The sequence below is a fragment of the Frigoribacterium sp. RIT-PI-h genome (assembly GCF_001297205.1).
Taxonomy (GTDB): domain Bacteria; phylum Actinomycetota; class Actinomycetes; order Actinomycetales; family Microbacteriaceae; genus Frigoribacterium.
In genome coordinates, this window is the sequence record NZ_LHOZ01000076.1 from 119,594 (window position 1) to 133,101 (window position 13,508).

Annotated in this window: 11 protein-coding genes; 1 reads left to right on the forward strand and 10 read right to left on the reverse strand. The window is 72.1% G+C overall.

Annotated features, from left to right (window positions below; all coding sequences use genetic code 11):
- Positions 1-51 precede the first annotated feature (51 nt).
- The 8 genes from AEQ27_RS10910 to AEQ27_RS10945 form a co-directional block, all read right to left on the reverse strand.
- Entirely contained in the window at positions 52-657 is a 606-nt protein-coding gene (locus AEQ27_RS10910; protein WP_054146677.1) for a thymidine kinase, read from the reverse strand.
- Entirely contained in the window at positions 657-1,406 is a 750-nt protein-coding gene (locus AEQ27_RS10915) for a response regulator (RefSeq protein ID WP_082383451.1), read from the reverse strand. The genes AEQ27_RS10910 and AEQ27_RS10915 overlap by 1 nt, the downstream gene beginning before the upstream one ends.
- On the reverse strand, positions 1,393-2,565 hold the full coding sequence (locus AEQ27_RS10920; protein ID WP_152970319.1) for a hypothetical protein: 1,173 nt from the start codon (positions 2,563-2,565) through the stop codon (positions 1,393-1,395). The genes AEQ27_RS10915 and AEQ27_RS10920 overlap by 14 nt, the downstream gene beginning before the upstream one ends.
- On the reverse strand, positions 2,562-3,794 hold the full coding sequence (locus AEQ27_RS10925) for a sensor histidine kinase (RefSeq protein ID WP_054146679.1): 1,233 nt from the start codon (positions 3,792-3,794) through the stop codon (positions 2,562-2,564). Before AEQ27_RS10925 ends, AEQ27_RS10920 begins: the two co-directional genes overlap by 4 nt.
- A gap of 199 nt (positions 3,795-3,993) precedes the next feature.
- Complete coding sequence (locus tag AEQ27_RS10930) at positions 3,994-5,178, reverse strand: Rv2578c family radical SAM protein (protein WP_082383452.1); 1,185 nt, start codon at positions 5,176-5,178, stop codon at positions 3,994-3,996.
- Positions 5,179-5,284: 106 nt separating this feature from the next.
- Entirely contained in the window at positions 5,285-6,766 is a 1,482-nt protein-coding gene (locus AEQ27_RS10935) for a malate:quinone oxidoreductase (protein ID WP_082383453.1), read from the reverse strand.
- Between the two features lie 129 nt (positions 6,767-6,895).
- Positions 6,896-7,948 carry an aspartate-semialdehyde dehydrogenase gene (locus AEQ27_RS10940; protein WP_054146680.1) on the reverse strand — a complete coding sequence of 351 codons (1,053 nt, stop codon included), beginning with the start codon at positions 7,946-7,948 and terminating at the stop codon, positions 6,896-6,898.
- Between the two features lie 121 nt (positions 7,949-8,069).
- Positions 8,070-9,335 carry an aspartate kinase gene (locus AEQ27_RS10945; protein ID WP_054146681.1) on the reverse strand — a complete coding sequence of 422 codons (1,266 nt, stop codon included), beginning with the start codon at positions 9,333-9,335 and terminating at the stop codon, positions 8,070-8,072.
- Between the two features lie 178 nt (positions 9,336-9,513).
- On the opposite strand from AEQ27_RS10945, the gene AEQ27_RS10950 reads away from it, so the two are divergent.
- Positions 9,514-10,323 (forward strand): DUF1206 domain-containing protein, encoded by an 810-nt coding sequence (locus tag AEQ27_RS10950; protein ID WP_054146682.1) that lies wholly within the window; start codon positions 9,514-9,516, stop codon positions 10,321-10,323.
- A gap of 61 nt (positions 10,324-10,384) precedes the next feature.
- Here the strand turns inward: AEQ27_RS10950 and recR are convergent, their stop codons facing one another.
- Positions 10,385-10,984, reverse strand: coding sequence for a recombination mediator RecR (recR, locus tag AEQ27_RS10955; RefSeq protein ID WP_054146683.1), 600 nt, complete (start codon positions 10,982-10,984; stop codon positions 10,385-10,387).
- A gap of 3 nt (positions 10,985-10,987) precedes the next feature.
- Positions 10,988-13,507 carry a DNA polymerase III subunit gamma and tau gene (locus AEQ27_RS10960; RefSeq protein WP_054146684.1) on the reverse strand — a complete coding sequence of 840 codons (2,520 nt, stop codon included), beginning with the start codon at positions 13,505-13,507 and terminating at the stop codon, positions 10,988-10,990.
- Position 13,508: the final 1 nt, after the last annotated feature.

A 13,508-nucleotide genomic window follows, 5' to 3' on the forward strand; every position in this document is an offset into this window, starting at 1 on the left:
TCCACCTTAGGGTGGGGCCACTCGTCGTTCTGAGCCTGTGGAGCGGCCGGGTCAGGCGAGGCGGCCGCCGGACTCGGCGAGGTAGCAGGCCCCACAGAGCGACTCGTAAGTGACCTGCTGGCCGTCGATCGCGACCTGGTCGCCGTCGAAGACGAACCGGTCGCCGACCGTGCGCGCCGTGAAGACGGCCTTGCGACCGCAGCGGCAGATCGTCTTGAGCTCTTCGAGTGAATGCGCCACCTCGAGCAGCCGTCGGCTGCCGGGAAAGGCGACGGTACGGAAGTCCGTCCGGATGCCGTAGGCCAGCACCGGGACGTCGTCGAGGATCGCGATGCGGAGCAGGTCGTCGATCTGGTGCGGCGCCAGGAACTGCGCCTCGTCCACCAGGAGGCAGGCGAGGCCCGAGCCGGTCTCGCCGCGCACCGCGTCACGTCGGGCCAGGAAGACCTGCCGGACCTCGTCGTCGGGGGCGAAGGTGACGTCCGCGGCCCGGGTGACTCCCAACCGCGAGACGATGGCGTCGTCGCCCTTGGTGTCGACCCCCGGCTTGGCGAGCAACACGCGCTGACCGCGTTCTTCGTAGTTGTAGGCCGCCTGCAGCAGAGCCGTGCTCTTGCCGCTGTTCATCGCGCCGTAGCGGAAGTAGAGCTTGGCCACTACTGGAGGTAACCGTCTTCGGCCGCCCGACGGATGAGCTCGGACTTCTTGCTGGCCGGTCGGTTGGCCTTGGCGTACTTCTCGCGCACCCGGCGGAGGAAGGTCTTCGCCGTCTCGTACTGGACGTTCATCTGCGCGGCGACCTCGTTGGTGCTGAAACCCGAGACGTACAACCGGAACGCCTCGGCCTCGCCGGCGCTGGGCTTGGGCCTGGTCTGGTTCGCGGCGCCAGCCGGCAGCGGGCGCCAGTCGCGCTGAGGCGAGTTGTCACGGGCGACTCCCATGACCTGGCGGGCGGCGTCCATCACCTCGCGCATCGGCAGGGTCTTCGACAGGAAGGCCGACGCCCCTGCCTCGAGGGCCCGTTCGCGCGACTCGCGGGTGTCGAGACTCGACAGCACGACGACCTTGGCCCCGGCGGCCCGGCAGGTGCGGACCCGGGCCTCGATCGAGACCGGCTCTTTCAACTGGAAGTCGAGGAAGACCAGGTCGGTCGGGAAGTTGTCGCTGTGCACCAGCTGCAGCCAGGTGTGCGCAGTGAGGACGAGGTCGAAGTCGTAGGCGTTCACGTTGATCCAGCTGCTCAGGCTGTCGAGCAGCACCTCGTGGTCGTCGAGGAGGGCGAGCCGGACGCGACGGGCGGGCGGTGCGTCGGAACCCGGGCCGACGGTGGCCCACGAGGGTGCTGCGACGGGCCTCCCGAAGCCCGGACGATGGGACGAGCGACCGCTCGACTCAGTGCTGGTCATAAGAAAACCTTAGTGTCAGATGCGAGGGTTTCCGGTCGACCCGCAGGTCGCCCGAGACGAGGCGGAGCACGGTCAGACAGGGGGCGAGCGACCGCTGTGCGGCGGCGGCCGACGACTCGACCGCGAGCTCGATCGCGATGTCGACCCGCGCCTCCTCGGCCTCGAGCTCGACCCGGAGCGAGCGGGCGTCGACGACCTCGACGTCGTCCACCGCGGCGAAGAGCGCCCAGAGCGCGGTGCGGTGCTCGGGGCCGAGGCGATCGGCGAGACGATCGGGGTCGACGACCTCGGTCGGCACCCGGCGGCCGGGCGCGGCGAGACGCCGGGCCAGCCACGTCGCGTCGGCGTCGGCCACCAGGGAGGCGCGCAACGAGTCGGCCACGCGCCGTGCCTCGTCGGCGTCCCCCTCGCCGATCCGACCGGACTCGACCAGCCGCGCGAAGAACGGCACGACCTCGCGGTTGAGCACGGTGACGCGGTCCTGCTGGACCGACCGGGCGAGGGTCACCCTGAGGTCGTCGGTGCTGGCCCGGCGGAACCCCGTGGCCCGGGACACCCACCCCTCGACGTGCCCGACGAGGACGTTCGAGAAGGTCGCCGAGGCGGCCGTCAGGGCGAGCAACGGCGTGAGCGCGACCACGACGTACGACGCGGTGGGCACGGGTGTGACGAAGCCCGGTGCCTCGACGAGGACCACGACGGCGAGGACCACGGCCACGGCACCTCCGGCGGCGAGGATCTCTCGCGCCGAGCGGTACGGGGCGACTCCGAGCAGGAGGACGCCCGCGGCGATCCCCGCCCAGTCGTCCCGCACGAACGGATTGCTGCCGGCCGTGGCCAGGGCGGACAGGACGCCCGACGCCGCACACGCCCCGGCCACGCACCAGAGCGCCCCGGACCCGAACGGCGCGCGCAGGGGCGTGGCCGCCACGACGAGAACGACACCCCCTGCGGCGACGGCGGCGGGCGCGCCCGCCGCCGTCCACGGCGAGGACCCGCCGGTGGCCCGCAGCCCCGCGTCGACGCCGGCGACGCGCCCCGCGGCGAGAGCCGCCCCGAGGGTGAGCGGTCGGGCCGCCAGGGCGCCGAGGGGGTCCACCTGCTGAGGAGACCGACCGGAGGCGCGGCCGCCGGGTCGAGGAGGGGCGGCGAGGGTCATGCGGGCACACCGTCGTCGGCGACGACCACCGGTGCCGTGACGGCGAACGGGACCCGCAGGACGATCGACGGGCCGCTGCCGGGGGACGACCAGATCGGCACGGGACCGCCGACGCGCGCGAGACGCGCCTCGACGGACGCCGTCAGGCCGGGACGGTCGGGGGCCACCGCCGCCGTGTCGAAGCCGACGCCGTCGTCGATGACCATCACGGTGAGGTCGGTGCCGTCGCCGAAGACGACGAGCTCGGCCCGGTCGGCTCCGCTGTGGCGGTTCACGTTGACGAGGCACTGCGCGACGGCCAACCCGAGTGCGTCCCCGGTGACGGGGTCGAGGCGGCCGACCGCCGAGACGTCGCCCGTCACGGCCACCTCGAGACCGCCCGACCGCGACCGTTCGACGGCCTCGTGCAGTCGACTGCGCTCCCAGGCGTCGGCGGCCCTCACGGCGACCTCGGGCGGCACGGAGCCCGGCGAGAGCCAGTCCCGCCCCACGAGCACCTCGAGGTCGGCCGCGATCGACCGGGCGATCTCGGGCGACAAGGGACCGGGGCGGGCGGTCGCCAGGGCCGCGAGGTGCCCGAGGATCGTGTCGTGGACGAGGGCGGCCGCCTGTTGCTCGATGTCGACGCGGATGCCCTGGACCTGCTGCTCGAGCGCCGCCCGGTGCAGCCGGGGCTGAGCTTCGCGGGCACGCCCCCGGGACGCCTCGGCGTGGCCCGTCACCACGGCCACGAGGACGAACGCCAGCAGGGCGGTGACGTCGAGCCGGAGGGAGGCTCCCGTGTGCCAGGTCGCCAGCTGCGTGGCGAGCTCGCCCGCCGCGTATCCGGCCGTCGACCAGAGGAGACCCCGGCGTGGGCCGACGGCGGTGCTGCCGACCATGATGAGGGCGATCTTGGGCAACGACAGCGAGAAGGCGTCCGACGCCTGCACCGCGGCCACCTGCGAGAAGAGCGTGACGGCGTACCAGTACAGGGCTGCGGTGCCGACGATCAGGTAGGCGAGGTGGGCCGTGGTCGACCGGGTGCGCTCGACCACGACGAGCAGGACCACCAACGGCACGAGTGAGACCAGGGCCGGCCAGAGCAGCAGGTCGGGTGTGACGGCCTGTTTCGTGAGCAGCAGGGCGGCCGCCGCCGCGAGGACCGTGGCCGCGATCGCGTGACACGCCCTGGACACCGAGTCGCCGACGGCCGCGGGCGCGAGGTGGGCCGGGAGGCCGAGCAGCATGCGGCCTCCTCGGCTCGTTCGGGTCAGGAGAGATCATGGCAGAAGGCGGACCGGGGCTGTACCCCGACATGTGGGGCCAACGACCACGCCGGGCGGGCAGGTGGCTCGTTTTGTGCCCCGTTCCACTCGACCGGGGAGTGACCCACCGGCCTCATGGCTTACCGACCCCGTGGCCCGACGGCCTCTGGCTCTCGCAGGCTCAGAACAGTCGCGGCTGCGACCGTGCCCCACCCGGCAGCTCGTGCGCGATCAGGGCCCGAGGGACCGCGGAGCCACCGGCACCGGACGTCAGGTCGGGGATGCCCGGAAGGGCGGCGGTGCCGCCGGCTGCCGTGCGGACGCCGGTGCCGTTCAGTCCCATCAGCCGCAGGGAACGCGCGCTGTCGTCGAGCGCCGCGGAGCGCATCGACCCCGTGGCCGGGTCGGCCTGCCCCTTCTCGAGGCCGTACTCGCGCAACAAGGGCCGCAGACGTGCGGCCAGCCAGGAGCGGTACCCCGTCGGCGCGTAGGTGCCCTGGGCGTAGAGCGCCCGGTATTTGGCCACGAGCTCGGGGTGCTCACGCTCGAGCCAGGCGAACCACCATTCTTTGACCCCGGGTTTGAGGTGCAAGGCGCTGTACATGACGCTCGAAGCACCCGAGTCGCGGACGGCGGCGAGCGCCGCGTGCAGGTGGTCGAGCCCGTCGGTGAGGTACGGCAGCACGGGCATCATGAAGACCGAGCAGGACAATCCCAGCTCGCGGGCCGCCGAGACGGTGGCCAGGCGGGCCGCCGTCGTCGGCGTGCCCGGCTCGACCGACTGCTGCAGGTCGTCGTCGTAGACGGCGATCGACATGGCCAGGTCGACGGGCACGTGCTGCGCCGCCTCGGCGAGCAGGGGCAGGTCGCGCCGCAGGAGCGTGCCCTTGGTCAGGATGCTGAAGGGAGTGCCCGAGTCGGCGAGGGCGGCGATGATGCCGGGCATGAGCCGGTACCGACCCTCGGCACGTTGGTAGGGGTCGGTGTTCGTGCCGAGCGCGACCGGGTGGTGCTGCCATGTGGGACGGTGCAGCTCGCGGGCGAGCACCTCGGCGACGTTCACCTTGACGACGATCTGCCGGTCGAAGTCGTCGCCGCCGTCGAGGTCGAGGTACTCGTGGGTGGGACGGGCGAAGCAGTAAACGCAGGCATGGCTGCAGCCGCGGTAGGGATTGATCGTCCACCCGAAGGGCAGAGCCGAGTCGCCGCCCGGGACGCGGTTGAGGGCGCTCTTCGCGACCACCTCGTGGAACGTCACCCCCGCGAACTCGGGCGTGGTGACGGAGGTGATCAGGTTGTTCAACCGCGCCAGACCGGGCAGCGCCGAGGCGTTCTCGGTGTCGACCGCTTGCTCGGACCATCGCATGCCCCCATTCGAACACACGTTCGAAGTGGGGTCAACCCGGGGCGCTCGCCCCGAGGACGCGAGGCCCGGCACCAGGCCTCGGGCCTCGGGCCTCAGGCCTCGGGCGTCAGGCGTGGATGTGCAGCGCCTCGGCGGTCGCCCCGATGGTCGAGGCGGCCCGCCGCTCGTCGGACGAGAGGTCGTCGCCGTACGTCGGGATCATCGCGTTCAGTCGGGGCTTCCACGCCGCGATGCGGTCGGGGAAGCACCGTTCGAGCACGCTGAGCATGATCGGCACGGCCGTGGACGCCCCGGGGGACGCGCCGAGCAGACCCGCGATGGTGCCGTCGCCCGCCGTGATCACCTCGGTGCCGAACTGCAGCACCCCGCCCTTCTCGCGGTCCTTCTTGATGACCTGCACCCGCTGGCCGGCGGTGATGCGGTACCAGTCCTTCGGATCGGCGTCGGGCATGAACTCGCGCAGCGCCTCGAACTTGGTCTGCTTGCTCGCCGCCAGCTGCCCCACGAGGTACTTGACCAACGAGAGGTTGGCGAGCCCGGCGCGGATCATCGGGTAGAGGTTGTGGGCCCGGATCGACGCGAACAGGTCGAACATCGAACCGTGCTTGAGGAACTTCGGGCTGAAGCCAGCGTAGGGCCCGAACATCAGGCTGGCCTGCCCGTCGACGACACGGGTGTCGAGGTGCGGCACCGACATCGGGGGCGAGCCGACGGCGGCCTTGCCGTAGACCTTGGCCTGGTGCTTGCCGACGATCGCGGGATCGTCGCAGCGCAGGAACTCGCCACTGACCGGGAACCCGCCGAAGCCCTTGATCTCGTCGATGCCCGACTTCTGCAGCAGGTGCAGTGCTCCCCCACCGGCGCCGACGAACACGAAGCGTGCGTCGACGGTCGTCGGCGTGCCACCGACCTGCTTGCGGAGGGCCACCCGCCACGTGCCGTCGGCGAGCTTCGTGAGGTTCGTGACGCGGTGGTCGACCTCGAGGATCGCCCCCTCGCCCTGCAGGTACGTGAAGAGCAGGCGCGTGAGCGACCCGAAGTCGACGTCCGTCCCGGCGGCGATGCGCGTCGCCGCGATGGGCTGCCCCTTCGCCCGCCCGGGGATGAGGACCGGCGCCCACGACCGGATGACGGACGCGTCGGTGCTGAACTCGAGCCCCTGGAACAGCGGGTGCTCGCGCAGCGCCTCGTGGCGCTTGCGGAGGTACTCGACGTTCTTCTCTCCCCAGACGAAGCTCATGTGCGGGGTGGAGTTGATGAAGGCGTCGGGCTGGGGCAGGGCCCTCTCGGCCACGAGGAACGACCAGAACTGCCGCGACACCTGGAACTGCTCGTTGACCTTGACGGCGCTCGAGGTGTCGATGGTGCCGTCGGACCGCTCGGGCGTGTAGTTGAGCTCGCAGAGGGCCGAGTGGCCCGTGCCCGCGTTGTTCCAGGGGTTGCTCGATTCGAGGGCGACGTCGCCCAGCGCCTCGTAGATCTGGATCGTCCAGCTCGGCTCGAGCTGCTTGATCATGGCACCGAGGGTGGCACTCATGATGCCGGCCCCGATCAGGGCTACGTCGACGGGCTTCTTCGCATCGGTCACGGGGTCAGTCTAGGCCCGGCCCCCTCGGCACCCCCGGGTGGCCACCAGACGACGACACCCCGGTGTCTCGATGTCGAGAGACCGGGGTGCGACGCGTCACCGGCCCCTCGGGTCACCGGCGCCGAGCGATCAGGCGACGGCGCGCTCGGCGGCGACCAGCTCCGCGATCTGCACGGCGTTCAGCGCCGCACCCTTGCGGAGGTTGTCGTTGCTGATGAAGAGCGCGAGCCCACGGTGGCCCGGGACGCCCTCGTCGTGACGGATGCGACCGACGAAGCTCGGGTCGGCTCCCGCCGCCTCGAGCGGAGTCGGGACGTCGGTGAGGGTGACCCCGGGGGCGTCGCGCAGCAGTTCTTCGGCGCGCTCGACCGTGATGTCCGAGGCGAACTCGGCGTTGATCGAGAGCGAGTGCCCCGTGAAGACCGGCACCCGGACACACGTGCCGCTGACCAGCAGGTCGGGGCGCTCGAGGATCTTGCGGCTCTCGTTGCGCAGCTTCTTCTCTTCGTCGGTCTCGTTCGTGCCGTCGTCGACGATGCTGCCCGCGAGCGGGATGACGTCGAAGGCGATGGGACGGACGTACGTCACCGGTTCGGGCAGGTCGACCGCGCGACCGTCGTGCACGAGGCCGATGGTGTCGCCCTCGATCGCGGCACGGGTCTGCTGCAGCAGCTCGTCGGCGCCGGCGAGACCGCTGCCCGACACGGCCTGGTAGGTGCTGACGATCAGGCGCTGCAGGGTGGCCTCGGTGTCGAGCACCTTCAGCACGGGCATGGCCGCCATGGTCGTGCAGTTGGGGTTGGCGACGATGCCCTTCACCGCGTCGCGGAGGGCGTGAGGGTTCACCTCGCTGACCACCAGGGGCACCTCGGGGTCCATGCGCCAGGCGCTCGAGTTGTCGATGACGAGCGCACCGGCCGCGGCGAACCGCGGCGCGTGGGCCCGCGAGCCCGTGGCCCCGGCCGAGAAGAGGGCGATGTCGAGACCGGCGGGATCGGCCGTCTCGACGTCCTCGACGACGATCTCGACCCCACGGAACGGCAGGGTCGTGCCCGCCGACCGGGCGGTGGCGAAGAAGCGGATCTCGGCGACCGGGAAGTCGCGCTCGTCGAGCAGCGTGCGCATGACCTTGCCGACCTGTCCGGTCGCGCCGATCACGCCGACGCGCAGTCCTTCGGCCATGGGTGCCTCCTGGGGTTCGGTGGTGCAGGGTTCGGTGGTGCGGGCTCCGGTACGGCGGGCGCAGGGGCGGGAGGGGCGGGGCGGGAGCCGCGCGCGCCTCCTGGTCGACGGCCTGGTCGCGTCAGCGGCCGGCGCCGCCGTGGACGACCGCGGCGCCCTCGGCGTCGAGGCCGAAGGCCGTGTGGACGACACGGAGGGCGTCGTTCAGGGTGTCGGCCCGGGTGACCACCGAGATGCGGATCTCGCTGGTCGAGATCATCTCGATGTTGATGCCGGCCTCGAACAGGGCCGTGAACAGTCGCGCCGAGACGCCGGCGTTGGTGCGCATCCCCGCACCGACGAGCGCGAGCTTGCCGATCTGGTCGTCGTACTGCAGCGACTCGAAGCCGATCTCGGCCCGGTCGGACTCGAGGGCCTGGAGCACGACGGCGCCCTCGGACTTCGGCAGGGTGAACGAGATGTCGGTGCGGCTGGTCGACGCCGCCGACACGTTCTGCACGATCATGTCGATGTTGGCGCCGGTCTTCGCGACCGTGCGGAAGATCTGGGCGGCCTTTCCCGGCACGTCGGGGACGCCCACGACGGTGATCTTGCCCTCGCTGAGGTCACCCGCGACCCCGCTGATGATGGGTTCTTCCACGTTCTCTCCCTCTTTCGGGTTGACGACGAGCGTGCCCTCGTTGTTGTTGAACGACGAGCGGACGTGCAGGGTGACCCCGTGACGCCGGGCGTACTCGACGGCACGGATGTAGAGCACCTTCGACCCGGCGGCGGCGAGCTCGAGCATCTCTTCGCTGGTGACGCGGTCGAGCTTGCGAGCCTTGGGCACGACGCGCGGGTCGGCCGTGAAGACGCCGTCGACGTCGGTGTAGATCTCGCACACGTCGGCGTCGAGCGCCGCGGCGAGGGCGACGGCCGTCGTGTCGGAGCCGCCTCGGCCGAGGGTCGTGATGTCGCCCGTGGACCGGTTGAACCCTTGGAAGCCGGCGACGATCGCCACGTACCCGGCGTCGAGGGCGTCACGCACCCGGCCGGGCGTGACGTCGACGATGCGGGCCTTGCCGTGCTGGGCGTCGGTGATCATGCCGGCCTGGCTGCCCGTGTACGAGCGGGCCTCGACGCCCAGGCTGCGGATCGCCATGGCGAGCAGGGCCATGCTGATGCGCTCGCCCGCGGTGAGCAGCATGTCGAGCTCGCGGCCGCCGGGGAGCGGACTGACCTCGTTGGCCAGGTCGAGCAGCTCGTCGGTCGTGTCGCCCATCGCGCTGACGGCCACGACGACGTCGTTGCCCGCCTTGCGCGTTTCGACGATGCGCTTGGCGACGCGCTTGATGCTCTCGGCATCGGCGACGGACGACCCGCCGAATTTCTGCACGATCAAGCTCACGGTGACTCCTGAGAAGGGGACTGGGCGCGCCGGAGGACGGCTCACGCCTGCGTCCGGCGATTCTATTCGGTGTCGAGAGCGTGTGACGCACACGGCTCGGTGTCTCGCGGACGAGCACGAGGGGTCGCGCGTCGGAGCACCGAGGGCGGCGTCGACGCCTCTCCCCTACGGTGGACCGATGCCCGACACCACCGACCAGGCCCGGGGCGCCGCCAGCCGCCTCCAGGACAGCCGAGCCCTCACGACCGCCGCCCGCATCGGGTTCGCCATGAACGGCCTGCTGCACGTCGTGATCGGCGTGATCGCGCTCGGCGTGGCGTTCGGCGGTGGCGGCGAGGCCGACCAGGGAGGCGCCCTCGGGCAGTTCGCGTCGCATCCGGGCGGGGTCGTCCTGCTGTGGCTCATCGTCGTGGGCCTGTGGGGGCTCGGCCTCTTCCAACTGCTCGAGGCCGCTCTCGTCCGGGGCACGGACAAGGACGCCTGGGCCGAACGCGCGAAGGAGGGCGGCAAGGGCGTGGCCTACCTCGCGGTGGGCTTCACGGCCTTCACCTTCGCCCGGGGCTCGTCGTCGGACAGCTCGGGGCAGACCCAGACGCTCAGCGCACGGCTGCTCGCCGCGCCCGGGGGCGTCGTGCTGCTCGTCGTCGTCGCGCTCGCCATCGTGGCCATCGGGGCGTACTTCGTGGTCAAGGGCGTGAAGCAGAAGTTCCGCGAGGACCTGTCCTTGCCGGGCGGTGCCACCGGGCGCGGCACGGTCGCCCTCGGGGTGACCGGCTACGTGGCCAAGGGCATCGCCCTCGGCGTCGTCGGCGTGCTGTTCGCGGTCGCGGCCGTCACCTCGGACCCGAGCGAGGCCACGGGACTCGACGGCGCGCTCAGGGCCCTCGCGGCCCTGCCGTTCGGCGTGGTGGTGCTGACGGCCGTCGCCCTGGGGCTCATGGCCTACGGCGCGTACTGCGTCGTGCGGGCGCGGCGCGCCCGTCTCTGACCGACAGGCGTGCGCAGGGCGGGTTCAGGAGGCGCGGGGCGGGTTCAGGAGGCGCGGGTCGTCATTCGGAGACGAGGCGACGGCCCTCGAAGGCGCGGCCGAGCGTGACCTCGTCGGCGTACTCGAGGTCGCCGCCCACGGGGAGGCCCGAGGCCAGCCGGGTGACCCGGAGCCCGAAGGGCGCGAGCATGCGCGAGAGGTACGTCGCCGTCGCCTCGCCCTCGAGGTTGGGGTCGGTCGCGATGATGACCTCTTGCACGGTGTCGTCGGCCAGGCGCTGGACGAGTTGGCGGATGCGCAGGTCATCGGGACCGATGCCGTCGATGGGGCTGATCGCACCGCCGAGCACGTGGTACAGCCCGCGGAACTCCCGCGTGCGCTCGATGGCCTGGACGTCCTTCGCCTCTTCGACGACGCAGATCGTGGCGGGCGGACGACGCGGGTCACGGCAGATGTTGCAGGTCTCTTGCTCGCTGACGTTGCCGCAGATCTCGCAGAAACGCACCTTGGTCTTGACGTCGACGAGGAGTTCGGCCAGGCGGGACGTGTCGAACGACTCGTTCTGAACGATGTGGAACGCGATGCGCTGCGCCGACTTGGGCCCGATGCCCGGCAGGCGACCGAACTCGTCGATCAGCTCTTGGACGATGCCTTCGTACACGCGCTACTCGCTTCTCTGAGGCGTGACCCGGGGGGCGATCGTCTCTTCTTCGATGAACTGGGCGCCGAGGATCTCGCGCACGACGGCCTCGCCGTAGCGCGACCCGGTGGGGATGCCCCGACGCGGGTCGCCGGTGGCCGCGCGACGCTCGGCCACCGACGGGCCGGCACTCGTGGAGGCGGCCGGAGCCGCCGGCGCCGGGGTCGAGGCCGTGGCTGCGGAAGACGGCGCACCGGCGACGGAGCGGCCGACCGGGGACGCGTCGGCCTCGGGCGGCGGAGGCGCAGCGTCGACCGTCGGGACGCCCCCCGGCGGCTCTTCGGTGATGTGCTCGGGCTCGTCGGGCTCGGGAGGCGGGGCCTGCGGGATGGTGGCGACGTCCCACCCGGTGACGGGCGCCGGGGCGCCGGGCCGGGCGACGGACGCGGACGCCGGGGCGCTGGACCGCTCGGCGGACGCAGACCTCGTGGCCGGTGCCGGCGTGCGGGGAGGACTCGCGGCCGGCGCCGCGGAGTCGTCGGGCGCTGCCGGTTCTGCGGCGGCGGCCGTCGTGCGGCCCGTCTCGGCCGGCGTCGACCCCTGAGGTGACGGAGCGGAAGCCTGCCGCCCGCCGTCGGTCGCCGGTGCGGCCGACCGGCCGGTGTCTCGTCGGGGGGTCGACGCAGCGGTCGGGACGGACGCGTCGACGGGCGGCGCACCGGTGGGGGTGGGCCCCGCGGGCCCGTCACCCTCGACCCGGGCGATGTACTTGACCTTGACGCCGAGCACGTCGACGATCGCCCGTCGCAGGTACTCGCTGACGCCCTCGGCCGCCCCCTGGGGACGCTTGAAGCTCTCGACGTCGTTGGCGCTGGGGAAGGCCAGCGTGAGCACGTCGTCGGCGAAGTCGACGACGGTGGCCGTGACGACGACCATCCAGGCCGTGCGCCTCGCCTTCTGGACGACCTCGACGATCTCGGGCCAGCTGTCGCGCATCTGCTGGAGCGTGACGGGGGCCGCGCCGGACCCGGCGCCCTGGCCGGAGTCGGGGGTCTGTGCCCAGGCGGCCGAGTGCGGCGCGGACGGAGGCGCGGGTTCGGTCGTCGCCGGAGCTGCGGAGCCGACGGGCTCGACAGGGGCCGACGGGGCCGCCGTCGCCCAGGACGCGGTCGCGCTCTCGACGGCCGACGGACCACCGGCCGCCTCGGTCGACGGAGTGGCCTCGACGGGCGCTGCGGAAGGAGACGTCACGGCAGGAGCGGTCGAGACCGGAGCCGACGACACGACGGCGGGCGCCGATCGACCCGAGGCGGGCCCGACCTCGGTCGGGTGTGCCGCGGTCGACGGACCGGATGCCGACGACGAGGCGGAGCCGGGACCCTCGACGCCGACGCGTCGTTCGAGACGCTCGACCCGGGCGAGGGCACCCCGGCCCGTCTGGTCGCTCTCGGGGACGAGGACGCGCGCGATCATCAGTTCGAGGTGCAGGCGAGGCGACGTCGCCCCGGTCATGTCGGTGAGGGCGCGGTTGACGACGTCTGCCGATCGCGACAGCTCGGCGGCACCGAAAGCGTGCGATTGGTGCACGAGACGGTCGAGCTCGTCGGCGGTGACGCCCCGCAGCACGGCCGACGCGCCCTCGACGGTCGCCCCGACGACGATGAGGTCGCGCAGGCGCTCGAGCAGGTCTTCGACGAACCGCCGAGGGTCTTGCCCGGTCTGGACGACACGGTCGACGGCCGCGAAGGCCGCGGCACCGTCGCGGGCGCCGAGCGCCTCGACGACGTCGTCGAGCAGCGAGGCGTGGGTGTACCCGAGCAGGGCGACGGCGCGCTCGTACTCGATCGCGCCGTTCTCGCTGCCGGCCATCAGCTGGTCGAGGAGGGAGAGGGTGTCGCGCACCGACCCGCCGCCGGCACGGACCACGAGCGGGAGCACGCCGGGGGCCGCCTCGACCGACTCGCTCTCGCAGAGTTCGTGGACGTACTCGAGCATCTGGGCCGGGGGCACGAGTCGGAACGGGTAGTGGTGCGTGCGCGACCGGATCGTGCCGATCACCTTGTCGGGCTCCGTGGTCGCGAAGATGAACTTGACGTGCTCGGGCGGTTCTTCGACGACCTTCAGCAGGGCGTTGAAGCCCTGCGGGGTGACCATGTGGGCCTCGTCGAGGATGAAGATCTTGAACCGGTCGCGGGCCGGGGCGAACACGGCCCGGTCGCGGATGTCGCGGGCGTCGTCGACACCGTTGTGACTGGCCGCGTCGATCTCGATGACGTCGAGCGAGCCGCCGCCGTCGCGGGAGAGCTCGACGCACGACGCGCAGACGCCGCACGGGGTGTCGGTCGGGCCCTGGGCGCAGTTCAGGCAGCGGGCCAGGATGCGGGCCGACGTGGTCTTGCCGCAGCCGCGGGGGCCGCTGAACAGGTAGGCGTGGTTGACGCGGTTGGTGCGGAGCGCCGTGCGGAGCGGATCGGTCACCTGCGTCTGCCCGATGAGCTCGGCGAAGTTCTCTGGCCGGTAACGGCGATACAGGGCGGTGACCACA

Excerpts from the sequence above, each read along its gene's own strand:
- AEQ27_RS10915 (WP_082383451.1), bottom strand. The coding sequence starts at position 1,406 with ATGACCAGCACTGAGTCGAGCGGTCGCTCGTCCCATCGTCCGGGCTTC.
- AEQ27_RS10920 (WP_152970319.1), bottom strand. The coding sequence starts at position 2,565 with ATGACCCTCGCCGCCCCTCCTCGACCCGGCGGCCGCGCCTCCGGTCGG.
- AEQ27_RS10925 (WP_054146679.1), bottom strand. The coding sequence starts at position 3,794 with ATGCTGCTCGGCCTCCCGGCCCACCTCGCGCCCGCGGCCGTCGGCGAC.
- AEQ27_RS10930 (WP_082383452.1), bottom strand. The coding sequence starts at position 5,178 with ATGCGATGGTCCGAGCAAGCGGTCGACACCGAGAACGCCTCGGCGCTG.
- AEQ27_RS10940 (WP_054146680.1), bottom strand. The coding sequence starts at position 7,948 with ATGGCCGAAGGACTGCGCGTCGGCGTGATCGGCGCGACCGGACAGGTC.
- AEQ27_RS10950 (WP_054146682.1), top strand. The coding sequence starts at position 9,514 with ATGCCCGACACCACCGACCAGGCCCGGGGCGCCGCCAGCCGCCTCCAG.